The sequence below is a fragment of the Streptomyces sp. NPDC052020 genome, from assembly GCF_040680575.1.
Classification (GTDB): domain Bacteria; phylum Actinomycetota; class Actinomycetes; order Streptomycetales; family Streptomycetaceae; genus Streptomyces.
Genome location: NZ_JBFAWY010000011.1, coordinates 167,818 through 191,222, shown reverse-complemented (window position 1 = coordinate 191,222; position 23,405 = coordinate 167,818). Strand labels below are relative to the sequence as shown.

The following is a 23,405-nucleotide window of genomic DNA, read 5'->3' as shown; positions in this document are numbered from 1 at the left end:
CGGGGGACCGGACCGCGCTGTCCGGCTCGATCCCCGCCACCCTAGCGGCATCGGGCGGCGGGGCCGAACCACGCGTCCGCCTGCTGGACGCCCCCGCTCACCTGTGCGGACGGGGCGTCAGACGGGCCGTCGACGCGTACGTGGACGGAGGGTTTACGCAGACGAGAGTTCCACGCCGACTACGGCGCGGCAGCGCTCACGCGGGCCGCCGCGCAGCGGTGCTTGCGCGGGCTGCCGCGCAGCGGTGCTTGCGCGGGCTGCCGCGCAGCGGTGCTTACGCAGGCTGCTGCGCAACGGTGCTTACGCAGGCTGCTGCGCAGCCGCGATGCGCTCCTCGCGCAGCGCCTCGTACCAGCGGTCGTCGGTCGGCGGCAGCGCGTTCACGTCCAGGGCCAGCTTCAGCAGCAGGTCCGCGATCAGCGGGTTGCGCGCCAGCACGGGTCCGTGCATGTAGGTCCCGAAGACCGTGTCGTTGTACGCGCCCTCCGTGCCGTCGCCGGTGCCGTTGCCGTTGCCGAAGCGGACCTGGGCGAGCGGTCGGGCGGTCGGGCCCAGGTGGGTGACGCCCTGGTGGTTCTCGAAGCCCGTCAGCGGGGGCAGGCCCAGCCGCGGGTCGATGTCCCCGAGCACGTCGCCCACGCACCGGGCGCCCTCGCCGCGCACCGACACCACGTCGAGCAGGCCGAGGCCGGGCTCGCGCTGGCCGAGGTCGTTGATGAACTCGTGGCCGAGGATCTGGTAGCCGGCGCACACCGAGAACACGATGGCGCCGTTCTCCACGGCCCGGTGCAGACCGCCGTCGCGCCGCAGCCGCTCGGCCGCGAGCCGCTGCGGCCGGTCCTCGCCGCCGCCGATGAGGTAGATGTCACCGGAGGTCGGGATCGGCTGGTCGCTGCGCACGTCGAGCCGCGCCACGTCCAGGCCGCGCTGCCGGGCCCGGCGCTCCACGACCAGGACGTTGCCCTGGTCGCCGTAGGTGCTGAGCAGGTCCGGGTAGATCCAGACGACCCGCAGCTGGTTGTCGCTCACTTCAAGTCCCCTACAGGTGTCGTGGTCAGTTGCCGACGCGGCGGCGCAGATCCTGGAAGGCCGTGTAGTTGGCGATGACCTCGATCCGGCCCGGCGGGCACAGCTGCACCGCCTGGTCGAGGGTGTCGCACACCTGGAACTGCTGGTTGGCGACCTCCAGACGCACCGCGAGGTCCAGCTTCCGGTCGCCGATGACACAGATCGGGTGGCCGGTCAGCCGCGTGTAGTCGACGTCCCACAGCCAGGAGGTGTCGGTGCCGTCGGCGCCGCGCGCGTTCACCGAGAGGATGACCGGGGTCGGCGGCGGGTCGATCAGGGAGAACGTCTCCAGCCAGCCGGCCGGGTTCTTCGCCAGCAGCAGACGCAGGTCGCGGCCCTGGAACTGGACCACGTCGTAGCGCCCGGCGACCGCCTGCACCTGGTACATGCGCTCCAGGGCGACCTGCGGCGGCACGCCGAAGACGGCGGCGACGGCCGCGGAGGAGGCGGCGTTGGCCTTGTTGGCGCGGCCCGGCAGCTGGAGGTGGATCGGCCAGGCGGAGCCGTGCGGGTCCAGGACGTGGTCGCCGGACAGGGCCCAGCTCGGGGTGGGGCGGCGGAAGCCGCACTCGCCGCAGAACCAGTCGTCGCCCGGGCGCTGCATCACACCGCCGCAGGCGGGGCAGGACCAGGCGTCGTCCTTCCACATCTGCCCGGCGGCGACCCAGACCACGTTGGGGGAGGAGGACGCGGCCCACACCACCAGCGGGTCGTCGCAGTTGGCCACGAGGACGGCCTTGGAACCGGCCAGGCCCTCCCGCCAGTTCTCGGCGAGCATGCGGGTCTCGGCGGCGCGGTCGAGCTGGTCGCGGGAGAGGTTGAGCAGCGCGATGCACTTGGGGTCGGTGTCCCGGGCGACGCCCGCGAGGTACTTCTCGTCGACCTCGATCACGCCGTACCGGGCGTCCGAGCCGCCCGCGAGGGCCGAGGTGATGCCGGCGGGCATGTTGGCGCCGAGCGCGTTGGAGACGACCGGGCCCGCGGCCCGCAGCGCCTCGGCGATGAGCCGGGTGGTGGTGGTCTTGCCGTTGGTCGCCGAGACCAGGACGACGTCCAGGTTCTGGGCGAGCCGGGCGAGCAGGTCGGGGTCGAGCTTGAGGGCCACCCGGCCGCCGATCACCGAACCGCTGCCGCGCCCCGCGGCGCGGGATGCCGCCGCGACCGCCTTGCCCGCCGTCACGGCCAGCTTGGCCCGCGGCGTGAGCGGGTCCGAGTTGCCTGCCATCAGTTCTCGATCCTCCTTGCGTACGCGCCGCGCTCTTGAAGCCTGACGGCCACGTGGTGTGGACCTCAGCCTATCGAGATCCCCCGGCACTCCCGAATCCCGGCACCGCGGGGCGGACCGCGCGGCGGGTGCGGGACGAGTGGACCTTACTCTTGCCGCCATGCGACACGGCACGATCCCGGGCGCCCGCGGGCGCGTACGGCCCCTCACCCTCCTCGGCGACCCCGTCCTGCACACCCCCTGCGCGGAGGCCGCCGGCTTCGGGCCGGAACTGGCCCGCCTGGTGGAGGACTTGTTCGCGACCATGTACGCCTCCCGGGGCGTCGGCCTGGCCGCCAACCAGGTCGGCGAGGGGGTGCGGGTGTTCGTCTACGACTGCCCGGACGACGAGGACGTCCGCCACCTCGGCCACGTGGTGAACCCGCGCCTGGTGGAGACGGGCGGGGTGGTGGTGCGGGGGCCGGAGGGCTGCCTGTCACTGCCGGGCCTGGAGGCGGGGACCGAGCGGTACGACCATGCCGTGGTCGAGGGGTTCACCGTGACCGGTGAGCCGGTGACGATCCGCGGCACCGGCTTCTTCGCCCGGTGCTTGCAGCACGAGTGCGACCACCTGGACGGGCGGGTGTACGCGGACCGGCTCACCGGGTGGCGGCACCGCCGGCTGATGCGGAAGGCCGCGCGGGCGCCCTGGAGCCGGTGACGGCTCAGAAGCCGGGCCCGCCGGCCCGGTCGCCCGCCGCCGCCAGGCGGCCCCACAGCAGGTCCGCCAGGCCGCGCACCAACTCCTCGCGGGAGCAGGGCCGTTCCCCGAGCCACCAGTCCCCGGCGGCGTGCATCATGCCGACGATGCCGTGGCCCCACACCCGCGCCAGCTGCCGGCTGTCCGGACCGAGGTCGACCCGCTCCTCGATGACCCGGGCCAGCTCCTCGCCCATGCGGCGCAGCAGCGGCGCGGAGTGCTTGCCGACGTCGAAGCCCTGCTCGCCCTGGGCGGCGCTGCCCTCGGCCGGATGCATGAGGAAGCGGTACACCTGGGGGCGCGCCTCTATGGCCGCCAGATAGGTGTCGAGGGTGGACTCCACCCGTTGCCTGCGCTCGGCGGGGGCGTCCAGGGCCGCCCGCAGCGAGTCGAGGAGGGCGTCGGTGTGCCGCTGGGCGAGCGCGGCGTACAGCCCGCCCTTGTCGCCGAAGTGCCGGTAGAGGATCGGCTTGGTGATGCCCGCCTCGGCGGCGATGGCGTTCATGGAGGCCTGCGGGCCGTCGCGCAGCACCACCCGGTCGGCGGCCTCCAGCAGCTCCCGCCGTCGGCGGTCGGCGGACCGCTGCTGATCGGCCCGCTGCGTGGTGTCCATGTGCTCTCCCCACCCGTGCTGATTCGGTGACGCCTGCGCAAACTAACACTGACGGCGCCTCGTGCCGGACCGTGCCCCGGACGGCGGGGGAGGCCGGGCGGGGGCCGTGAGCTGTTGACTTTTCCTACCGGGCGGTAACAGACTCGGCGTTACCGCAAGTAACACGCACGTGCGCCGCTGGAGGGGACATGGCCGAGTTCACCATGGAGCTCAACGACGAGCAGAAGGAGGTCCGGGACTGGCTCCATGGCTTCGCCGCCGACGTGATCCGCCCCGCCGCCGCCGAGTGGGACGAGCGCGAGGAGACCCCCTGGCCGGTCATCCAGGAGGCCGCGAAGGTCGGCATCTACTCCCTCGACTTCTACGCCCAGCAGTACTTCGACGCCACCGGCCTCGGCATCCCCATGACGATGGAGGAGCTGTTCTGGGGAGACGCGGGCATCGCCCTGTCGATCGTCGGCACCGGCCTGGCCGCGGTCGGCGTCCTCGCCAACGGCACCGAGGAGCAGATCGGCACCTGGATCCCCCAGATGTACGGCGACACCCAGGACGTCAAGGTCGCCGCCTTCTGCTCCTCCGAGCCCGACGCCGGCTCCGACGTGGCCTCCATGCGCACCCGGGCCGTCTACGACGAGGCCAAGGACGAGTGGGTGATCAACGGCACCAAGACGTGGGCGACCAACGGCGGCATCGCCAACGTCCACGTGGTCGTCGCCGTCGTCGACCCGGAGCTGGGCTCCAAGGGCCACGCCTCCTTCATCGTCCCGCCGAACACCCCGGGTCTGTCCCAGGGGCAGAAGTTCAAGAAGCACGGCATCCGCGCCTCCCACACCGCCGAGGTCATCCTCGACGACGTGCGGGTCCCCGGCTCCTGCCTGCTCGGCGGCAAGGAGAGGCTGGACGAGCGGCTCGCCCGCGCCCGTGAGAGGGCGAAGAAGGGCGGTGAGCGCGTGAAGAACGCCGCGATGGCGACCTTCGAGGCGTCCCGCCCGGCGGTCGGCGCGATGGCGGTGGGCACCGCCCGGGCCGCGTACGAGGTGGCGCTGGAGTACGCGCGGACGCGGGAGCAGTTCGGCCGGCCCATCATCGACAACCAGGGCGTCGCCTTCCAGCTCGCCGACATGCGCACCCGGATAGACGCCGCCCGCCTGCTGGTGTGGCGCGCCTCGTGGATGGCGATCAACGGCAAGCCGTTCACCGCGGCCGAGGGCTCGATGTCCAAGCTGTTCGCCAGCGAGACGGCGAAGAAGGTCACCGCCCAGGCGATCCAGATCCTGGGCGGCAACGGGTACACGCGGGAGTACCCGGTGGAGCGGATGCACCGCGACGCGGCGATCTACACCATCTTCGAAGGCACCAGTGAGATCCAGCGGCTGGTGATCGCCCGCACGCTGTCGGGGATGCCGATCCGATAGGGGCCGCCCGGCGGGCAGGACCCTGGGGGTGTTCGTCCCCGGGGTCACCCGGCGGGGCGGCGTTCTCTCGCCGGACGGCTCCGTCCCGGCGACGCTGGAGAGCCGGAGCGGCACCGACCGGGACACCCGTCGGCACCGCGCAGCCCGACCGAAGGAGGACGCGATGACCCGGACGGCCCGCGAACTGCTGGCGACGACCACCGGGAAACTGGCCCCGGACCCGCACGCCAACCGGCTCGTGCCGCTGGTGGCGCGGGGCGCGGCCGGCCGGGACACGCTCACCGCGCTCGCGCTGGAACAGCGGTGGGTGATCGACGCGGACCGCCGCTCCTTCCAGTACCTGGCGGAACGCGCCGCCGACGCCCCGGAGACCGCCGCGTACTTCACCACGCTCGCCGAGGGCGAGGCGCTGGCCGGGGAGCGGCTGGAGGCGTTCGCGGCGGCCTGCGGCGTGACCGAGGACCGGGCGGTCGGCTACGACCCGCTGCCGGGCTGCCAGGCGTACCCGGCCTACGTGGCCTGGCTGGCGCTGAACGGCTCACCGGCCGAGGTGGTGCTCGCCCTGCACGCCAACTTCTCCGCCTGGGGCGGCTATTGCGCGATGATCGCCGCCGCGCTCCGCCGCCATTACGGCCTCTCCGGCGAGGCGTGCGCCTTCTTCGACTTCTTCGCGGAGCCCTCGCCCCTGCTGGAGCGGCAGGCGACGGCGGCGGTGCAGCGGGCGCTGGACGCGGGGCGGCTGAGCGAGCGGCTCGTCCACCGCTACGGGCGGCTGCTCCAGAGCTACGAGGCCATGTTCTGGCACACCCTGTGGGAGCGGGAGCGGGGGCAGCCGAGTCAGGTCGACTGACCGCTGCTGTGGGCGATGCAGGCAACGTCGATCCGGTCCGCGAGCTTGGCCAGCTCGATGGTGAGCGCGGCGACGGTGTCCTCGTCCAGCCCGTCCTGCCCGGCCTCCACCAGACGCAGCCACCGCCCGCCCACGGTACGCAGCAGTTTGCTCACGTCGGCCGCAGCCACCTGCAAGGTACCGCGGTCGTCGACGATCAGAGGCAGAGTCACTTCGCGGTTCACACCAGGGATCGTAGCCGCGGAAGCCTCACGCTCCGTGCCACACGGTGGTGATGTTGCAGAACTCGCGGATTCCGTGCCCGGACAGCTCACGGCCGTACCCCGAGCGCTTCACCCCGCCGAACGGGAAGGCCGGGTGCGAGGCCGTCATCCCGTTGACGTAGACGCCGCCCGCCTCCAAGTCCCGCACGAATCGGTCGACGTCGGCCTCCTCGCGCGTCCACACGTTCGAACTCAGGCCGAAGTCGGTGTCGTTGGCGATCAGCACCGCCTCGTCCAGGTCGGCGGCGCGGTACAGCGTGGCGACGGGGCCGAACGCCTCCTCCCGGTGGACGCGCATCGCGCGGGTGATGCCGGCCAGCACGGTCGGCGGGTAGTACCAGCCGGGCCCGTCGGGGCGTTCGCCGCCGCACAGGACGGTGGCGCCGCCCCGCACCGCGTCCTCCACCAGCCCCGCCAGGTCCTCGCGGCCCCGCTCGCTGGAGAGCGGACCGACCTCGGTCTCCTCGTCCATGGGGTCACCGACCCTCAGGGCCTTCATGCCCGCGACGAACCGCTCGGTGAAGGCGTCGTAGACGTCGGCGTGCACGATGAACCGCTTGGCGGCGATGCAGGACTGCCCGGCGTTCTGGCAGCGCGCGTTCACGGCGACCTCGGCGGCCCGGTCCAGGTCGGCCGACGGCATCACGATGAAGGGGTCGCTGCCGCCCAGCTCCAGCACCGTCTTCTTGATCATCTCTCCGGCGGTGGAGGCGACCGCGCGGCCCGCGGGCTCGCTGCCGGTGAGGGTGGCCGCCCTGACCCGCTCGTCGCGCAGGACGTCGTCGACCTGGGCGGAGCCGATCAGCAGGGTCTGGAAGCAGCCCTCGGGGAAGCCCGCCCGGTGGAACAGGTCCTCCAGGTACAGGGCGGTCTGCGGCACGTTGGAGGCGTGCTTGAGCAGGCCCACGTTGCCCGCCATCAGCGCGGGTCCGGCGAACCGGATCACCTGCCACAGCGGGAAGTTCCACGGCATCACCGCGAGGACCGGGCCCATCGGCCGGTAGCGGACCAGCACGCGGGAGGCGCCGGAGTCCTTCACGTCGGCCGCGGCCGGCTCCTCGTCGGCGAGCAGCTCCGCGGCGTGGTCGGCGTACCAGCGCAGCGCCTTGGCGCACTTGGCGGCCTCCGCGCGCGCCTGTGCGACCGGCTTGCCCATCTCGGTCGTGATCACGCGGCCGATCTCCCGCTGGTCCTCCTCCAGCAGGCCGGCGGCGGTGTGCATCAGCCGGGCGCGTTGCTCGAACGTCGTCGTCCGGTAGGTGCGGAAGGTGGCCTCGGCGAGCTGGAGGCGGCGCTCGATCTCGTCCTCGTCCATGGGGTCGTACGTCCTGAGCGTCTCGCCGTTGGCCGGGTTCACCGTGGCGATGGGCATGGCTTGCCTCCCTGGAGCAGACTGTGCTTCGACCTTCGCGCGCCGCGCGGGCCGCCGCAACGCGGACGGGTGCCGTCAGTGCGAGTGCTCCGCCAGCCGGTCGAGAAACGCGGCCTGCGCCTTCACGATCACCTCCGCGGCCCGGTCCAGCCCGAACCACGCCACCCGGTCCAGCTCGGGGAACTCCTGGATCCGCCCCGACCGCGGCGGCCACTCCATGCGGAAGGTGCCGGGGGCGATCGTCGCCGGGTCCAGGTCGGCCTCGACCGCCCAGGCCGTCACGATCTTGCCGCCCGCCTGCCGGACCTCGCCGAGCGGTACCGCCTCGCCGTCGGGCGGCGGCAGCCCGAGCTCCTCCTCGAACTCGCGCCGGGCCGCATCCCAGGCGGTCTCGTCCGGGCCGTACTCGCCCTTCGGGATCGTCCACGCCCCGGCGTCGCGGCGGGCGAAGAACGGGCCGCCCATGTGTCCGAGCAGCACCTCCGGGCCGTCGCCGGCCCGGCGGTGGAGCAGCAGGCCGGCGCTGCGCTTGCCGGCGGGCTCGGTCACGGCCGCATCTCCGGGTGGGCGGCGAGCAGGTCCTCCACCGCGTCCGCCTCCTCGGGGCGCTTGTCCTCGCGGTAGCGGACCACGCGGGCGAAGCGGAGGGTGACGCCGGCCGGATAGCGGGTCGAGCGCTGGAGGCCGTCGTAGGCGATCTCCACGACGAGCTCGGGGCGTACGGTCACCCCCCAGCCGTGGTGCTCGACGGCCAGCTCCTGAAGCCGCTCGGTCTGCCAGGCCAGCAGCGCGTCGGTCATGCCCTTGAAGGTCTTGCCGAGCATGGCGAACGCGCCGTCGGCGGTGCGGGCGCCCAGGTGCAGGTTGGACAGTCTGCCGGTGCGGCGGCCGTGCCCCCACTCGGCGGCCAGGACGACCAGGTCCAGGGTGTGCACCGGCTTGACCTTCAGCCAGGAGGCGCCGCGCCGGCCCGCGCTGTAGGGCGCGTCGAGGGCCTTGACGACGACGCCCTCGTGGCCGCGCCCGAGGGCGCCGGCGAGGAACTCCTCCGCCCGCCGGGCGTCCCCTGGACCGGAGACGACCGTCCGCCGCACCCGCATCGGCTCCGGGACCAGGCGGGCCAGCTCCGCGTGCCGTTCGGTCAGCGGCAGGTCGAGCAGGTCCCGGTCGCCGACGGAGAGCGCGTCGAAGAACACGGGGGAGACGGGGACCGCCCGCGCCGCCGTGGCGACGTCCGTGCGGGAGCCGACGCGCCCGGCGGTCTCCTGGAACGAGCGGGGGCGCCCGTCGGAGCCGAAGGAGATCACCTCGCCGTCCAGGATGAACCGCTCGCCCGGCAGGGCGAGCGCGGCCGAGGTCACCTCGGGCAGCCGGTCGGTGATGTCGTCCAGGGTGCGGGTGTGGACCCGGACCGTGCCGCCGTCCCGGTGCACCTGGACGCGGATGCCGTCCAGTTTCTCCTCCACCGCGCAGGCCCCGAGCTTCTCGACGGCCTCGGCGACCGAGGAGGCGCTGTGCGCGAGCATCGGCAGCACCGGGCGGCCCACGGTGAGCCGGAACCGGTCCAGCGCGCCCGGCCCGCCGGCGAGCAGCGCGGCGGCCACCGTCTGGAGCGAACCCGCGAGCATCACCGCCCGCCGCACGTCCGCCGCCGGTGCCCCGGTGGCCTGCGCCAGCCCTTCGACGGCCACGGCGTCCAGGGCGCCCTGCCGGACCTCGCCGGTGAGCAGCCCGCGCAGGAAGCGTTGCTCGTCCTCGGTGGCCCGGCCCATCAACTCACCCACCAGCCGGGTCCGTTCGCCCTGGGATCCAGGGCCCGAGACCGTGCCGAGCTCGGTGAGCAGGGCGTCGGTCTCGCGCACGGTCAGGCTGGGGCCGGCGGCCGGTTCGACCGGCCGGCCCAGCACCTTCCAGCCGACGCCCAGCCGGCCCTGCGGCAGCCGCCCCGCCAGGTACGGGATGACCACCGGCACGTCGTCCGCCTCCGCGTCCCGGAACAGCTCCGCGAGCAGCGCGATCTTCCGGGACCGCGCCGAGGCGGCGGCGACCTCGCGGGACACTCGGGCCAGCCGGGCAAGCAGCATGCAGCCATGGTGCACCGCGCACGTCCGCCCTACACCCCCAGGGCCGCGTCGAGATCGGCCATGAGCAGGTCCCCGGTGATCGCCGTCGCCGCGCGGTAGCCGCCGCTCGCGGCGTGCACCACCTGCTCGGTGAAGCCGGTCGCGTTGCCCGCCGCCCACACGCCGGGCACGGTCGTCAGCCCGGTCCCGTCCACCACCGGGTAGGCCCCGTGCGGGGTCTCCTCCAGCCGCGCGCCGAGCCTCTCCAGGAGCGCGGTCCGCGGGACGGCGCGCGGGGCGACGAAGACCACGGAGAGCTCGTGGACCGGGCCTGCCCCACCGGGGGCGCCCCCGGCGAGCCGCACCCCGGTGATCCGGTCGTCCTCGACCACGAGGCCGGCGACCTCGCCCGGCACCACCTTGACACCGGCCGCGGCGAGGCGGCGCAGGTCCAGGTCGGTCAGCTCCTCCTCGGCGAGAGTGTGCAGGAAGAGGGTCACGTCCTTGGACCACCGGGACACGAGGAGAGCCTGGTGCGCGCTCATCGGTCCCGAGCCCAGCACGCCGAAGGGCTCGTCCCGCACCTCCCAGCCGTGGCAGAACGGGCAGTGCAGCACGTCCCGGCCGAACCGCTCGGCGACGCCGGGCACCTCGGGCAGCTCGTCCCTCAGCCCGGTGGCGACGACCAGCCGGCGCGCGCGCACGGTGCGCCCGCCGCCCAGCGCCACGGCGAAGTCCTCGCCGCGGGTGACGTCCACGGCCCGGTCCCGGACCAGCTCGACGCCGTACCGGGCGATCTCCTCCCGGCCGAGCGCGAGGAACTCGGCGGGCGCCATGCCGTCCCGCGACAGGTATCCCTGCATGTGGGACGAGGGCGCGTTGCGCGGCTTGCCCGCGTCGACCACCAGGGTGCGCAGCCGCGCCCGGCCCAGGACCAGGGCGGCGGACAGCCCGGCCGCGCCGCCTCCGACGACGACCACGTCGTAGCGGCCGGCGGACGGGACGGTCCGCGCGCCGGTGTGCTGATCGGTGTGCTGATCGGCGTTGTTCTCGAACATGATTACCACCTCCACCGACAAGGTCGCCGATGGGCGGGGGATTGACAAACACGTTTGCCGAACTTGCAATAACTCCATGACGACGGACGATGTTCTGGCGGGCGTGGGACCGAGGCTGCGCAGGATCCGCAAGGAGCGGGAGGTGACCCTGGCCGGGCTGTCGGAGGCGACCGGCATTTCGGTGAGCACGCTGTCGCGACTGGAGTCCGGGCTGCGCAAGCCGAGCCTGGAGCTGCTGCTGCCGATCGCGCGGGCCCATCAGGTGGCGCTGGACGAACTGGTCGGCGCCCCGCCGGTGGGGGACCCGCGGGTGCGGGCCGAGCCGATCGTGCGGCACGGGCGCACCCACTGGCCGCTCACCCGCCAGCCCGGCGGCCTCCAGGCGTTCAAGGTGCTCGAACCGCAGCGCAGGGCCGAGCCCGACCCCCGCAGCCACGAGGGATACGAATGGCTCTACGTGCTGTCGGGCCGACTGCGGGTGGTGCTCGGCGAGCACGACATCGTCCTCGGCGCCGGCGAGGCGGCCGAGTTCGACACGCGCGTGCCGCACTGGTTCGGGTCGACGGGGGAGGGGCCGGTCGAGTTCCTGAGCCTGTTCGGCCCCCAGGGCGAGCGGATGCACGTGCGCGCGCGGCCGAAGAAGGCGTGACCCGGCCGGCCGCCGGCCCCCGTCGGCCGGCGTCCTGCGGGGCGGGGGCGGTCCGGGCGCGCTCTCGGGGCCGGCCGCCCCGGCTCCGCGCCGGGCTTCCTCGGTTCCCGCGCCGGGTTCGCTCGGTCCCCGCGCCGGTCGCCCGCGGTTCCCGCGCCGGGTTCGCTCGGTCCCCGCGCCGGTCGCCCGCGGTTCCCGCGCCGGTTCCCGCGCCGGTTCCCGCGCGGGTGTTCCCTGCGGGCAAGCAACCGCTTAGTATGCGGTGGACCCCGGTCGGACAGTCGCGTGGAGGGCCCGCATGCAGGCATGGCAGGTGCACGAGAACGGTGAACCGGGCGAGGTGATGCGCCAGGTGGACACGGCGCCGCCGGTGCCCGGCGACGGCCAGGTGCTGCTGAGGGTCCGGGCCGCGAACGTCAACTTCCCGGACGCCCTGCTGTGCCGGGGCCAGTACCAGGTCCGTCCGCCGCTGCCCTTCACGCCGGGCGTGGAGATCTGCGGGGAGACCGAGGACGGGCGCCGGGTCCTCGCCAACCCCGCGCTGCCCCACGGCGGCTTCGCCGAGTACGCCGTCGCGGACGCCGCCGCCCTGCTGCCCGCGCCGGACGCCCTGGACGACGCCGAGGCCGCCGCCCTGCACATCGGCTACCAGACGGGCTGGTTCGGCCTGCACCGCCGGGCCCGGCTGGAGGCCGGGGAGACCCTGCTCGTGCACGCCGCGGCGGGCGGGGTCGGCAGCGCGGCCGTGCAGCTCGGCAAGGCGGCGGGCGCCCGCGTCATCGGCGTCGTGGGCGGCGCCGGGAAGGCCGCCGTCGCCCGCGAGCTGGGCTGCGACGTGGTGATCGACCGGCACGGCGAGGACGTCATCGCCGCCGTGAAGGAGGCCACCGGCGGGCGGGGCGCCGACGTGATCTACGACCCCGTGGGCGGCGCCGCCTACGCGCAGTCCGCCAAGACGGTCGCCTTCGAGGGCCGGATCGTCGTCGTCGGCTTCGCCAGCGGCACGATCCCCAGCCCCGCGCTCAACCACGCCCTGGTGAAGAACTACGCGATCCTCGGGCTGCACTGGGGCCTGTACAACACCAAGAACCCCAAGCTGGTCCAGCACTGCCACGAGCAGCTCACCGAGCTGGCCGCCCGCGGCGCGATCAAGCCGCTGGTGAGCGAGCGCGTGCCGCTGAGCGGGGCCGCGGCCGCCGTACAGCGTGTCGCCGACGGGGCCACCACGGGCCGCGTGGTCGTGGTACCGGCACGGGAGAACGGAGCCGCCGCATGACGGACAGCCGCACCGACGCAGCCGGACTGCGCCGCCGCACACGGGAACTGCTGGCGACGCACCCGCCCGCCACCACCGACCGCCTGGACTTCCTCAGGGCCCGCTTCGACGCCGGACTGGCCTGGGTGCACTATCCCGAGGGCCTCGGCGGCCTGGGCGCCCCCCGCTCCCTCCAGGCGGTGGTGGACGCCGAGCTGGCCGCCGCGGGCGCCCCCGACAACGACCCGCGCCGCATCGGCATCGGCCTCGGCATGGCCGCGCCCACGATCCTCCAGTACGGCACGGAGGAACAGAAGCGGCGGTTCCTGCGCCCGCTGTGGACCGGCGAGGAGGTCTGGTGCCAGCTCTTCAGCGAGCCCGGCGCCGGATCCGACCTGGCCGCGCTCGGCACCCGGGCCGTCCGCGAGGGCGACGAGTGGGTCGTGAACGGGCAGAAGGTGTGGACCTCCAGCGCCCACCTCGCCCGCTGGGCCATCCTCATCGCCCGCACCGACCCGGACGTGCCCAAGCACCGGGGCATCACCTACTTCGTCTGCGACATGACCGACCCCGGCGTCGAGGTCCGGCCGCTGCGCCAGATCACCGGCGAGGCCGAGTTCAACGAGGTCTTCCTCACCGGCGTCCGCATCCCCGACACCCGGCGCCTGGGCGAGGTCGGCGACGGCTGGCGGGTCGCCCAGACCACACTGAACAACGAGCGTGTCGCCATCGGCGGCGCCCGGCTGCCCCGCGAGGGCGGCATGATCGGCCCGGTGGCGAAGACCTGGCGCGAACGCCCCGAGCTGCGCACCCACGACCTGCACCAGCGGCTGCTGACGCTGTGGGTGGAGGCCGAGGTCGCCCGCCTGACCGGCGAGCGGCTGCGCCAGCAGCTGGTCGCCGGCCAGCCCGGCCCCGAGGGCGCCGGCATGAAGCTGGCCTTCGCCCGCCTCAACCAGGAGATCAGCGGCCTGGAGGTGGAACTCCTCGGCGCCGAGGGCCTGCTGTACGGCGACTGGACCATGCGCCGCCCGGAACTGGTGGACTTCACCGGCCGCGACGCCGGGTACCGCTACCTGCGCGCCAAGGGCAACAGCATCGAGGGCGGGACCAGCGAGATCCTGCTGAACATCGTCGCCGAGCGCGTCCTCGGCCTGCCCCCCGAGCCGCGCACCGACAAGGACGTCGCATGGAAGGACCTGGCCCGATGAGCGCACCGAGCGATCTGCTCTACTCCGAGGAGGAAGAGGCGGTCCGCGCCGCCGTCCGGGACCTGCTCACCGACCACTGCGACGCGGCCGGCGTGATCACGCGCGGCGAGTCGGACGCCCCGCACGACCTGTCCCTGTGGAAGTCCCTCACCGAGGGCATGGGCCTGGCCGGACTCCTGGTGCCCGAGGAACACGGCGGCCAGGGCGCCACCCACCGCGAGGCCGCCGTCGTCCTGGAGGAACTGGGCCGGGCCGTGGCGCCCGTGCCGTATCTCACCAGCGCGGTCGTGGCCACCGAGGCGCTGCTGGCCTGTGACGCCGCCGACCTGCTCGCCGAACTGGCCGGCGGACGCCGGATCGGCGCCCTCGCCGTCGGGCTGCACACCGCCCCGGGCGCCGGCCACACCACCGCACGGATCGAGAACGGGACCCTGCGCGGCGAGCTGCCCGGCATCGCGGACGCCGCCGTCGCCGACGTCCTGCTCGTGCCCGCGGACGACGGCGGGCTGTACGCGGTCGAGGCCGGCGCGGCGACCGTCACGCCGCGGGTGTCCCTGGACCTGACCCGCCCCCTGGCCACGGTCACCCTCGACGGGGTGCCCGCACGACGGCTCGGTGACGCCGCCCCCGCCGTACGCCGCGCCCTGCGCGCCGGGGCCGGGCTGCTCGCCTCCGAGCAACTCGGTCTCGCCGGCTGGACGTTGTCGGAGACCGTGCGCTACCTGAAGGAGCGCACGCAGTTCAACCGGCCCGTCGGCGGCTTCCAGGCGCTCAAGCACCGGCTCGCCCAGCTGTGGCTGGAGGTCGCCCACCTGCGCGCCGCCGCCCGCAACGCCGCGGACGCGCTCGCGACGGGACGGGACGCCGACGTGGCCGTCGCCGTCGCCCAGGCGTACGCGGCCCCCGTCGCCGTCCACGCCGCCGAGGAGGCGCTGCAACTGCACGGCGGCATCGGCATGACCTGGGAACACCCGGTCCATCTGTACCTGAAGCGGGCCAAGGCCGACTCGATCGCGTACGGCACCGCGGGCGCCCACCGGGGAGCGCTGGCCGGTCTCGTCGACCTCCAGGCCCCCTGACGCACCCCTGCGCCAAGCGCCGCGAACGCCCGCCCCCGAGGGGGCGGGCGTTCGCGCGCGCCGCCCGCCGGGCGAAGTGAACACACGGCGGCGGTCCGGCCAACTCCCCGCATGATTCCGCTCGCTGACGCCGCGGGACCCGCATACTCGCAGGGGTCCATCACGGCAACTCCAGGGAGGCAGAGCATGGCCCTCACCACCCGTCGCAGAGCCCTCACCACCCTCGGCGCCGCCCTCGCGGGCTCGGTCGCCCTGCCCGCCGCCACCGCCCTCGCCGGTGAACACCCGCACCGGCCGCGCCCGCTGTGGCGCGCCCACGCCCACAACGACTACGAGCACCCCCGTCCCCTCCTCGACGCCCTCGACCACCGCTTCGGCAGCGTCGAGGCCGACATCCACCTCGTCGGCGGCCGGCTCCTCGTCGCCCACGACCCCGAGGACCTCGACCCGGCCCGCACCCTCGCCTCCCTCTACCTCGACCCGCTCGCCGCGCGCGTGCGGACCCACCACGGCCGGGTCTACCGCGGTCACCGGGGCTCGCTGCAACTCCTCGTCGACATCAAGACCGAGGGCGCGTCGGCCTACCGCGAACTCGACCGCGAGCTGAGCCGCTACCGGCACCTGTTCACGACGTACGCCCACGGCCGCGTCCGCCCCGGCCCGGTCACCGCCGTGGTCTCCGGCGACCGGGCCGCCCGCGCGCCGATGGAGGCCCAGACCGTGCGGCGGGCCTTCTACGACGGGCGGCTCGCCGACCTCGGCGGCCCGGCACCGGCCTCCTTCGCCCCGCTGATCAGCGACAACTGGAACCTGCACTTCACCTGGCGGGGCGTGGGCGCCTTCCCGGACGCCGAGCGGGAGAAGCTGCGCACCCTGGTCCGCGCGGCGCACACGCGCGGGCAGAGGGTGCGCTTCTGGGCCACCCCCGACACGCCCGGACCCGCCCGGGACGCCCTGTGGGCCGAACTGCTCGCCGCCGGCGTCGACCACCTCAACACCGACGACCTCGCGGGTCTGGAGGCGTTCCTGGACGCCCGGCAGGGCTGAACGGGGCCGAACGGGGCGGGACGGCACCGGACACCACACGTTCGGAGGACAGCACAGCCGCCCGGACGAACCCTCCGCTACGCCACACTTGCGGCCGAATGCCGTGAATCGGACGTGGCGGAGGAGGTTGACGATGGCCGTTTCCATCTCGGTGGTGCTGTTGCTCTCGATCCTGGCGGTGATCTTCGTGCGCAACGGCGGGCTGAAAATCTCGCACGCGCTGGTCTGCCTGATGCTGGGCTTCTACCTCGCCGGCACGAGCCTCGCCCCGACCATCCAGGACGGCCTCACGGCCACGGCGGACATCGTGGGCAGCCTCAGGCCCTGACGTCAGGGCGCCGAGAAGACCCCGATGCCGTTCGGCACCGCCCGCTCGGCGCCGCCGCTCGGGTGGTTGCGCACCGCGGCACCGGTCGCGCCCGGCGCGCGGGCGACCAGGGTCGTCGAACCGCCGCCGTCCAGGCTGAAGGCGTCGGCCGCGCCCAGCCCGCGCAGGGTCTCGGCCACTTCGGCGACGGTCAGGCCGGTCCGGTACGCGGGCGCCCCGTCCAGGGCCAGCAGCAGCACCCGTCGCCCGCCGTCCGCGATGCCCACGGCGGTGCGTACGGCCGCGGTGCGGTCGTCGAGTCCCGGCAGCGGCCGGCCGTCCGCGAGCACCGGGTAGCCGCCGAGCGCGAAGCGGTACGGCACCCGGGACCCGGACGCCACCAGCCGGTGCCGCACCAGGACCGGCTCGCCGGCCGACAGCTTCCGCAGCTGCCGCGCTCCCGCCTCCCGGCCGACCAGCACGGTCGTGCCCGGGGCGATCGGCCCGCCGCCGGGCGTCGCGGACGCGGAGACCACCCGGCCGTCGCGGACCGTCACCTCGTGGGCGTCCGTGCTGCACGGCGCCGCTCGGTCGGTGTCCGTGCCGCAGGTGGCCCGCACCCGGGAGGCGCCGCCCCAGTCGCTGGTGAAGGCGCCGACCGAGCCGACCGGCAGCGCGTACTGGTTGAGCCCGCCGAGCGGCAGCCGCCCCCGCCGCGTGCGCACCGATCCGTCGAGGGCCAGCCCGTCCAGCCGGGCCCGCCGGTCCGCCCCCACCCCGAAGACGTCCTCGGTGGACGTCCCGGGGGGCAGCGCGGGCCCGAATCGCTGTCCGTCCGGCACCGCCGCCTTCAGTGCCCGTCCGCCCGCGATCGCCGGTCCCACGCTCGCGCCGGTCGCCTCGACGCCCGGATGCTGGGTCTCGGTGATGTTGAAGAAGTCGCCGTTGACGCCCGCGACGGCGCCCTGCGCGTCGGCCAGCCGGGAGAGGGGCGCGCGGGCGGCCACCGCGCCCGGGTGGAGCAGTCCGAGGCGGACGCGCGGGTCGCGCAGGTCGACGCGGAGCACGTGGGCGTGGGTCACGCCCTTGGCCCCGGGGAGGTCGAACTCCTCGTAGGTGACGCCGGGCGCGATCACGGCGGCCTTCTGCGCGGCGCCGGCCGGTGCCGCCCCCGTGAGGGCCGCGCCCGCCAGTGCGCCGAGTGCCGTGAGAACCGCCAGTACCGGTCTGCCGCCCGCCCGCACCCGCTTACGGTGACATGCCACGCCGACCCCCTGATTCCTCGTCAAGTCCGGCCCGTTGGAGGAAGTGCACCAGAGAGTGAGGGCGCGCGGGGCGTCTGTCGCACCGACGGCGCGAGAACGGCGGGAAAACGCGCCCCGTGCGGGTGCGGGCAGGCTGCCGCGAACGGCCGAAGGCGGCCGGCGGTGTTCCCGGCGCGGGTCACCGCCGGCCCCCGCGCGGCTCAGCCGGTGCCGGCGCCGTCGCGTGGAAGCACCGCGACCCGGTGGTAGTTGCAGCCGCCCGGCGCTTCGGCGGAGGGCCGTGTCTGAAGTGCCTTCAGGGCGATGCTCACCAGGCTCAGCAGCAGGTCGATGTCCGCCTCGCAGTCGAGGTGCACGGTCACCCAGCGAGAGCCGGGGACCAGATGGATCGCACTGGAGCCTTCGAGGTCGTACTGGAAGCGCTGGATGGCCCGGCGGGTGAGGTGCAGGTCCACATCCCGGTCGGAGTGGAAGTGGACTATCTCGTCCCGGACGGAGCGGAGCGCCCGCCCGGTACCGCAACTGGCCGGACCCGAGGACAGGTCGGGCCAGGCTTCCAGTCGCTCCAGGGCACGCTGGGCCAGAGTCATGGGCCCATCGTCGCGCGATCACCGCCCCGCAACCAGAGGTTGAGCGTTTTGTAACCAGTACGTGAGCGACCGGAGTTCCGGGCCCGGACGGCGGGAAGCGCCGCGCGGAGGGCCGCGCGGCGCTTCAGGTCACCCGGCGACGGGGTGCCCGCGGCGGATGATCAGCAGGTCAGGGGTTCACGCAGCCGATCGTGCCGATCGGCAGGTTGTTGCCCGTGGACGTGGCGGTGAACCCGAACGTCACCGTGCCGTCGGCTTGGATGACACGGTTGTGGTCCACGTTCCTGACCGTCACCGTGCCGTCGGAGCCGGTCGTCAGCGAGCCGTTCCACACGCTGTTGATCCGGGTGCCCGCGCCGGGCTTCCACTGCACGCCCCATCCGCTGAGCGGCTGCGTCGCGTGGTTCATCACCTCGACCTCGCCCTGGAAGCCGCCGTTCCAGGCGCTCACGATCTTGTAGACGGCCATGCAGGAACCGGTGTGCGGGGGCTGCGAGGTGCTCGGCGTCGGCGTGGGGGCGGGGGTCGCGGTGGTGGACGGGGTGGGAGTCGGCGTGCCACCGCCCGAACCGCGGATGCCGGTCACCTCGCCGTTGCCGCCGTCGAAGACGATGTCGGAGCAGGAGAAGAAGTTCTCCTGGCTGTCCGACCGCACCCACTGCATGAAGATCAGCGCGTCACCGGAGCGGCCCGAGGGCAGCTTGAGGTCCCAGTAGTAGTGGCCGCCGTTGGTTCCCGCCCCGCCCTGCTGCGGCGGGTTGGTGACGGTCTGGATCAGCTCCAGGTCGCCCCAGCCCAGCGCGGAGGTGGGCGACCAGCCGGGCTTGGTGACGTACACCCGGAAGTCACCCGGGTGAGCGGCCCAGTTGCTGTACTGGACCTTGATCGTCGCCCCCGACGTCAGATGCGTCCGGGGCCAGTCGGCGCGCGCGGCGTTGTAGGCGGAGAAGTCGTACGGCGACCGGTCACCGGCGCTGCACAGCTTGCCGTCCGGGACGTAACCCGCGCCGCGCCCGCCCGCGTTCGAGTCGAGCACGGCGAACCAGTTGTACAGGGCCGTCGAGCCGCTCTTGCTCAGCGCGTCCTTGCACGCGGGGTTGGTCGGGTTCAGCGCGCCGGTGCCGGAGATCGCGTCCAGCTGGCACAGGTAGGTACGCGAGCCGGGCATCATCGCCACGCCGTGGGCCTGTGCGCTGCCCTGCCCGAGCACGGACAGGCCGAGCCCGCCGAGCAGGGTGGCCAGGACCGCCAGCAGGGAGAGCAGCTTGCCGTGCCGCACTCGGACGCGGCGCGGTTCCCTCCCTGCCGGTGTCTCTTGTATCGCTTGTGTCATCGCTGTGCCTCCGGTGTCTCCTGTGGTGCCGGGTATGGACGAGAGGGCCGTGACGGTCACGGGGCGGGGATCTGCTGGAGCCCCCGCCCGTCCGGGGACGTGCTCCGACCGGACGGGCGGGGGAGACAGGGGGAGAGGGTGCGGCGGGCGAGTGGGGAGCGGGGCAAGGGCAGGGGCGGGGACGGGGCTGGGTGGGACCGGGTTGGGTGGGGACGGGGGTGCGGGGGTGCGGGGTCGGGGAGGGAGAGCGATCAGGCGGGCGGTGCGTCCCCGGTCGTCCGGGCGCCGGTGAGCGGGTTTCCGGCGTCCGGCGCCGCGGCGGCGGGCTGTCCGGCGAGCTGGCCGGCCAGACCCAGCAGCAGGGTGGTCAGGACGGTGGCCAGCGCCGCCGAGCGTCGCCGGCGACGCGGGCTGAGCGGCGGAGCGCCGGCGGGTCCGGTCCGGTCGGTCATCGTCTCTCCTCGGAGGTACGGTCGGGCGGTGCGGGCGGTGCGGTCGTGCGGTCAGGAGCCGGCGCACCGCGGGGCGGGCGCGCCCGCGGTGCCGCTCGCGGTGAAGCCGAACGAGGTGGTGGCGCCGGGGGACAGGGCGCCGTTGTGCGCGGTGTCGCGGACGGTGGCCCGGCCCTGCGAGACGGTCAGCGAGCCGTTCCAGAGGCTGGTGACGGTGGCTCCGCCCAGATCCCAGGTGACCGACCATCCGGTCAGCGGGGCGGTCCCGGTGTTCTTGACGGTCATCTCCGCCTGGTAGCCGCCCGACCAGGAGGAGGTGAGGCGGAACTGGGCCGTGCACGCCGTGGGGACGGGGGTGGGCTCCGGGTCCGGCCCGGGGCCGGTACCGGTGTCATAGGTGAGCCCGTGGCCGTACGGGAACAGCGGCGTCTTGCCGTCGCCGTCGTTGATGGGCTGCTGGGAGGCACTGCGCATCCACGTCATGGGCAGCTTGCCGGTCGGGGCGTGGTCGCCGAACAGCACGTCGGAGACGCCGCCTCCCTCGGTGCCCGGCAGCCAGGCGGCCAGCAGCGCCTTCCAGGCGGGCAGCCGGTCGGCGATGTCCAGCGGCCGGCCGGAGACCAGGACCACGACGACGGGCACCCCGCTCGCCTCCAGCTTGGCGAGGGTCTGCAGGTCCTCCTGGTCCAGGCCCATCCCGCCGGGCCGGTCGCCGCGCATCTCGGCGTACGGCGTCTCGCCGACGACGGCCACGGCCGCCGTGTAACCGCCGTCGACGCCGTTGCCGTAGCGGTCGTAGGTGACCCGGGAGGGATCGGTGACGGCGGCCCGGATGCCCTGGAGGATCGTGGTGCCTTCGGTGACGGCGCCGCTGCGGCCCTGCCAGCCCACCGTCCAGCCGCCGCTCTGGTTGCCGATGTCGTCGGCGGACTTGCCGGCCACGAACAGCCTGGCGTTCTTCGCCAGCGGCAGCACGCCGCCGTCGTTCTTCAGCAGCACCTGCGACTCGCGCACGGCCTCCCGGGCCAGCGCCCGGTGCTGCGCCGAGCCGACGCCCGGGGTCAGGGAGCGGTCGGTGTAGGGCCGTTCGAACAGCCCGAGCTGGAACTTCTTGGTGAGGATGCGGCGGTTGGCGTCGTCGACGCGCGCCATCGGGATCCGTCCGGCGCTCACCTCGCCGCGCAGCAGGCTCAGGAACCTCTTGTAGTCGTGCGGGACCATCACCATGTCGACGCCGGCGTTGACGGCCCTGGTGATCTCGGCGGCGGTGAAGCCGCTTTGGCCGTCGAGCTGGTCGACGGCCGCCCAGTCCGAGACGACGAATCCGCTGAAGCCCAGCTCGCCCTTGAGGACGTCGGTGACCAGGTACGAGTGGGCGTGCGACTTCACGCCGTTCCAGCTGCTGTACGACAGCATCACCGAGCCCACGCCGCGCCGCACCGCCTCCTTGAACGGCGGCAGATGGACCGCGCGCAGTTCGGCCTCGGACAGCTGGGTGTCGCCCTGGTCGACACCGCCGGTGGTGCCGCCGTCGCCGAGGTAGTGCTTGGCGGTGGCGAGCACGGAGGCCGGGCCGGAGCCCAGGGCCTCGCCCTGCATGCCGGTGACGAACGTCGTCATCGCGCTGGGCACCTCGGGGGTCTCGCCGAACGACTCGTACGTCCGGCCCCACCGGTCGTTGCGCGCCACGCACAGACAGGGCGCGAAGGACCAGTCGATGCCGGTGCCGGCCACCTCCGCGGCCACCGCCCGCCCGACGCGCTGCACGAGGGCGGGGTCCCGGGTGGCGCCCAGACCGATGTTGTGCGGGAAGATCGTCGCGCCGCGCACCGCGTTGTGGCCGTGGACGGCGTCGATGCCGTAGATCATCGGGATGCCCAGCGGGGTCCCGAGGGCGGTGCGCTGGAGGGAGTCGTAGGTGTCGGCCCAGGTCTGCGCGTTGTTCGGGCTGACGGTCGAGTCGCCGCCGGAGAGCACCGAGCCGATGCGGTACGTCGCCAGATCGGACCGCGGGACCAGCGCGTCCTTCTCGATCTGCGTCATCTGGCCGATCTTGTCGTCCACGGTCATCCGGGACAGCAGGTCGGCGACGCGGTCGGCCACCGGCAGGGACGGATCCTGGTAGGGCAGGGCGGCGGTGGCGGAGACCGGTTCCGAGACCGATCCGGCGGGCGGGCCGGCGGCGGCCTGCCCCGTCAGGGACAGAGCCACGGCGCACAGCGCGGCGACGAGCGCCGGGCGGCGCGGGAGGGGTGAGCGGCTCATGCGGACGGGCCTTTCCGGGACGGTCCGTACGTGGGGAGTTCCGGGGCTCGCCCTGTCGGCGCAGGGAGGGAAGAGCGAGCCCCGGAGCGGGTGGGACGCGGCGGGCGCACGGTCCGCCGGCCGGGTCACCGCGTCAGGCCGCGGTGCAGGCGGTGCCGTTCAGGCTGAACCCGTTCGGCTTCGCGAAGGTGCCGCTGTAGCTCCCCTGGAACCCGAACGTCTGGCTGCCGCCCGGCGCGATCTGCGCGGTGTGGCCCGAGCCGCTCGCCGTGACGGCGCCCGACGACGGGGAGACGGAGGCGTTCCAGGAGTTGGTGATGCGCTGCCCGGAGGGCAGCGTGAAGGCGAGTTTCCAGCCGTCCACGACGGAGGAGCCGGTGTTGGTGACGGTGACGTTCGCGGTGAACCCGCCTGTCCAGACGTTCGTGGCGTACGCGACCTTGCACGCCGCCGGAGTGCCGGGGCCGCCCGGGGTACCGCCGCCGGTGTTGACGGTCGAGGAGAAGGAGTTCACCGCGAGGCCCGCGCCGTTCTGCCAGGGCTCGAAACCGGCCTGGACGCTCGTCAGGTACCAGTTGTTCTGGGCCATCCCGCGGGCCACGGTCGCCCGGACGAAGTCCATGACGTCGAAGCTCCAGCTGCCGATCGCCGACGGGGCGACGAAGGACAGCACGTCGTTGGAGCCGTTGCTGCCCGACCACACCTCCCAGGTGCGCCCGCCCACACTGGCCGTGCCGACCGGCGAACCGATCGGCTGGATCGGGCCCACCTTGTTGAACCAGATCATGATCTCGGTGCGGTTGACGCCGTCGGTGCGGGGCGTCGGGTCCAGCCAGATGTCGTACGACGCGTTGTACACGGCGTCGTTGACGTAGCCGTAGGAGATGCTGCTGGGCGCACTGGAGATGGTGCTGAGCTGCGCGGGGAGGTTCGTCCCCGGCGAGCAGTTGGTGTAGTGGCAGCCGTTGAAGACCGACGGGTACGACTTCGGCGCCCCGTTGGTCGGCACCGAGCCGTCGGCCTGGGTGACCCGGAAGCCGGTGTCCGTGGCGGTCACGCACTGGGTGGCGCTGGTGCCCCAGCGGTTGTTCTGGACGACGTAGCGCCCCTGGATCGTGGTGGAACCGAACTGTTCGCAGATCGTGGTGTCGGCTTGCGCCGGCGCCGTGGCGGTCAGCAGCGTGCCGACGACCGTGAGGGCCGTGAGGAGCACGCCCAGTAAGGCGCGCGATGAGCGGGCGGGGGCCGGGGACGCTCTCATGGGGGGGCCTTTCTGCGAGGGGACG

General features: G+C 73.9%; 23 protein-coding genes. 9 read left to right on the top strand and 14 right to left on the bottom strand.

Features of this window, described 5'->3' with window-relative positions:
- Positions 1-300: 300 nt before the first annotated feature.
- Together AB0L74_RS14555 and AB0L74_RS14550 are read right to left on the bottom strand one after the other, a co-directional pair.
- Positions 301-1,029, bottom strand: coding sequence for a type 1 glutamine amidotransferase (locus AB0L74_RS14555; RefSeq protein ID WP_029386664.1), 729 nt, complete (start codon positions 1,027-1,029; stop codon positions 301-303).
- Positions 1,030-1,054: 25 nt separating this feature from the next.
- A complete protein-coding gene (locus AB0L74_RS14550) occupies positions 1,055-2,293 on the bottom strand; it encodes a MurT ligase domain-containing protein (RefSeq protein ID WP_365650530.1) in 1,239 nt (412 codons plus the stop codon).
- Between the two features lie 160 nt (positions 2,294-2,453).
- Here AB0L74_RS14550 and def point away from each other — a divergent pair, with 160 nt between their 5' ends.
- The gene (def, locus tag AB0L74_RS14545) at positions 2,454-2,993 is read left to right on the top strand and encodes a peptide deformylase (RefSeq protein ID WP_365650526.1); all 540 of its coding nucleotides are present in this window, start codon (positions 2,454-2,456) and stop codon (positions 2,991-2,993) included.
- Positions 2,994-2,997: 4 nt separating this feature from the next.
- Here def and AB0L74_RS14540 read toward each other — a convergent pair whose 3' ends face one another.
- A complete protein-coding gene (locus AB0L74_RS14540) occupies positions 2,998-3,645 on the bottom strand; it encodes a TetR family transcriptional regulator (RefSeq protein ID WP_365650523.1) in 648 nt (215 codons plus the stop codon).
- A gap of 188 nt (positions 3,646-3,833) precedes the next feature.
- On the opposite strand from AB0L74_RS14540, the gene AB0L74_RS14535 reads away from it, so the two are divergent.
- Both AB0L74_RS14535 and AB0L74_RS14530 read left to right on the top strand, forming a co-directional pair.
- Entirely contained in the window at positions 3,834-5,060 is a 1,227-nt protein-coding gene (locus AB0L74_RS14535; protein WP_365650520.1) for an acyl-CoA dehydrogenase family protein, read from the top strand.
- A 163-nt stretch (positions 5,061-5,223) separates the two neighbouring features.
- Positions 5,224-5,910, top strand: coding sequence for a transcriptional regulator (locus tag AB0L74_RS14530; RefSeq protein ID WP_365650517.1), 687 nt, complete (start codon positions 5,224-5,226; stop codon positions 5,908-5,910).
- On the opposite strand, the gene AB0L74_RS14525 is transcribed toward AB0L74_RS14530, so the two are convergent.
- From AB0L74_RS14525 to AB0L74_RS14505, 5 genes are all read right to left on the bottom strand, one after another.
- Positions 5,898-6,134: a DUF6213 family protein gene (locus AB0L74_RS14525; RefSeq protein WP_029386670.1), complete on the bottom strand. Its 237-nt coding sequence runs from the start codon at positions 6,132-6,134 to the stop codon at positions 5,898-5,900. The two genes, AB0L74_RS14530 and AB0L74_RS14525, sit on opposite strands and share 13 nt — an antisense overlap.
- Positions 6,135-6,159: 25 nt before the next feature.
- Entirely contained in the window at positions 6,160-7,545 is a 1,386-nt protein-coding gene (locus tag AB0L74_RS14520) for an NADP-dependent succinic semialdehyde dehydrogenase (protein ID WP_365650512.1), read from the bottom strand.
- Between the two features lie 75 nt (positions 7,546-7,620).
- Positions 7,621-8,094, bottom strand: coding sequence for an NUDIX domain-containing protein (locus tag AB0L74_RS14515; RefSeq protein WP_365650509.1), 474 nt, complete (start codon positions 8,092-8,094; stop codon positions 7,621-7,623).
- Positions 8,091-9,629, bottom strand: a complete 1,539-nt coding sequence (locus tag AB0L74_RS14510; RefSeq protein ID WP_365650506.1) for an ATP-dependent DNA ligase — start codon at positions 9,627-9,629, stop codon at positions 8,091-8,093. The genes AB0L74_RS14515 and AB0L74_RS14510 overlap by 4 nt, the downstream gene beginning before the upstream one ends.
- Positions 9,630-9,658: 29 nt before the next feature.
- Positions 9,659-10,666: an NAD(P)/FAD-dependent oxidoreductase gene (locus AB0L74_RS14505; protein ID WP_365650503.1), complete on the bottom strand. Its 1,008-nt coding sequence runs from the start codon at positions 10,664-10,666 to the stop codon at positions 9,659-9,661.
- A gap of 76 nt (positions 10,667-10,742) precedes the next feature.
- Between AB0L74_RS14505 and AB0L74_RS14500 the strand changes: the two genes are divergently transcribed.
- From AB0L74_RS14500 to AB0L74_RS14475, 6 genes are all read left to right on the top strand, one after another.
- On the top strand, positions 10,743-11,315 hold the full coding sequence (locus AB0L74_RS14500; protein WP_365650500.1) for an XRE family transcriptional regulator: 573 nt from the start codon (positions 10,743-10,745) through the stop codon (positions 11,313-11,315).
- Positions 11,316-11,613: 298 nt separating this feature from the next.
- Positions 11,614-12,591, top strand: coding sequence for an NADPH:quinone oxidoreductase family protein (locus AB0L74_RS14495; RefSeq protein WP_365650497.1), 978 nt, complete (start codon positions 11,614-11,616; stop codon positions 12,589-12,591).
- Positions 12,588-13,781, top strand: coding sequence for an acyl-CoA dehydrogenase family protein (locus AB0L74_RS14490; protein WP_365650494.1), 1,194 nt, complete (start codon positions 12,588-12,590; stop codon positions 13,779-13,781). Before AB0L74_RS14495 ends, AB0L74_RS14490 begins: the two co-directional genes overlap by 4 nt.
- On the top strand, positions 13,778-14,860 hold the full coding sequence (locus AB0L74_RS14485) for an acyl-CoA dehydrogenase family protein (protein ID WP_365650491.1): 1,083 nt from the start codon (positions 13,778-13,780) through the stop codon (positions 14,858-14,860). Before AB0L74_RS14490 ends, AB0L74_RS14485 begins: the two co-directional genes overlap by 4 nt.
- Positions 14,861-15,046: 186 nt before the next feature.
- Entirely contained in the window at positions 15,047-15,907 is an 861-nt protein-coding gene (locus AB0L74_RS14480) for a phosphatidylinositol-specific phospholipase C/glycerophosphodiester phosphodiesterase family protein (RefSeq protein WP_365650488.1), read from the top strand.
- A 133-nt stretch (positions 15,908-16,040) separates the two neighbouring features.
- Positions 16,041-16,235, top strand: a complete 195-nt coding sequence (locus tag AB0L74_RS14475; RefSeq protein WP_365650485.1) for a hypothetical protein — start codon at positions 16,041-16,043, stop codon at positions 16,233-16,235.
- 2 nt (positions 16,236-16,237) lie between these two features.
- Here the strand turns inward: AB0L74_RS14475 and AB0L74_RS14470 are convergent, their stop codons facing one another.
- From AB0L74_RS14470 to AB0L74_RS14445, 6 genes are all read right to left on the bottom strand, one after another.
- The gene (locus AB0L74_RS14470) at positions 16,238-17,479 is read right to left on the bottom strand and encodes a phosphodiester glycosidase family protein (RefSeq protein WP_365650482.1); all 1,242 of its coding nucleotides are present in this window, start codon (positions 17,477-17,479) and stop codon (positions 16,238-16,240) included.
- 200 nt (positions 17,480-17,679) lie between these two features.
- A complete protein-coding gene (locus tag AB0L74_RS14465; protein ID WP_365650479.1) occupies positions 17,680-18,069 on the bottom strand; it encodes a luciferase family protein in 390 nt (129 codons plus the stop codon).
- A gap of 169 nt (positions 18,070-18,238) precedes the next feature.
- Positions 18,239-19,324, bottom strand: a complete 1,086-nt coding sequence (locus AB0L74_RS14460; protein ID WP_365650678.1) for a lytic polysaccharide monooxygenase — start codon at positions 19,322-19,324, stop codon at positions 18,239-18,241.
- Between the two features lie 329 nt (positions 19,325-19,653).
- The gene (locus AB0L74_RS14455; RefSeq protein ID WP_365650476.1) at positions 19,654-19,854 is read right to left on the bottom strand and encodes a hypothetical protein; all 201 of its coding nucleotides are present in this window, start codon (positions 19,852-19,854) and stop codon (positions 19,654-19,656) included.
- A gap of 51 nt (positions 19,855-19,905) precedes the next feature.
- Positions 19,906-22,119, bottom strand: coding sequence for a glycoside hydrolase family 3 N-terminal domain-containing protein (locus AB0L74_RS14450; protein WP_365650473.1), 2,214 nt, complete (start codon positions 22,117-22,119; stop codon positions 19,906-19,908).
- Positions 22,120-22,252: 133 nt separating this feature from the next.
- Positions 22,253-23,380: a cellulose binding domain-containing protein gene (locus AB0L74_RS14445; RefSeq protein WP_365650471.1), complete on the bottom strand. Its 1,128-nt coding sequence runs from the start codon at positions 23,378-23,380 to the stop codon at positions 22,253-22,255.
- Between the last annotated feature and the right edge of the window lie 25 nt (positions 23,381-23,405).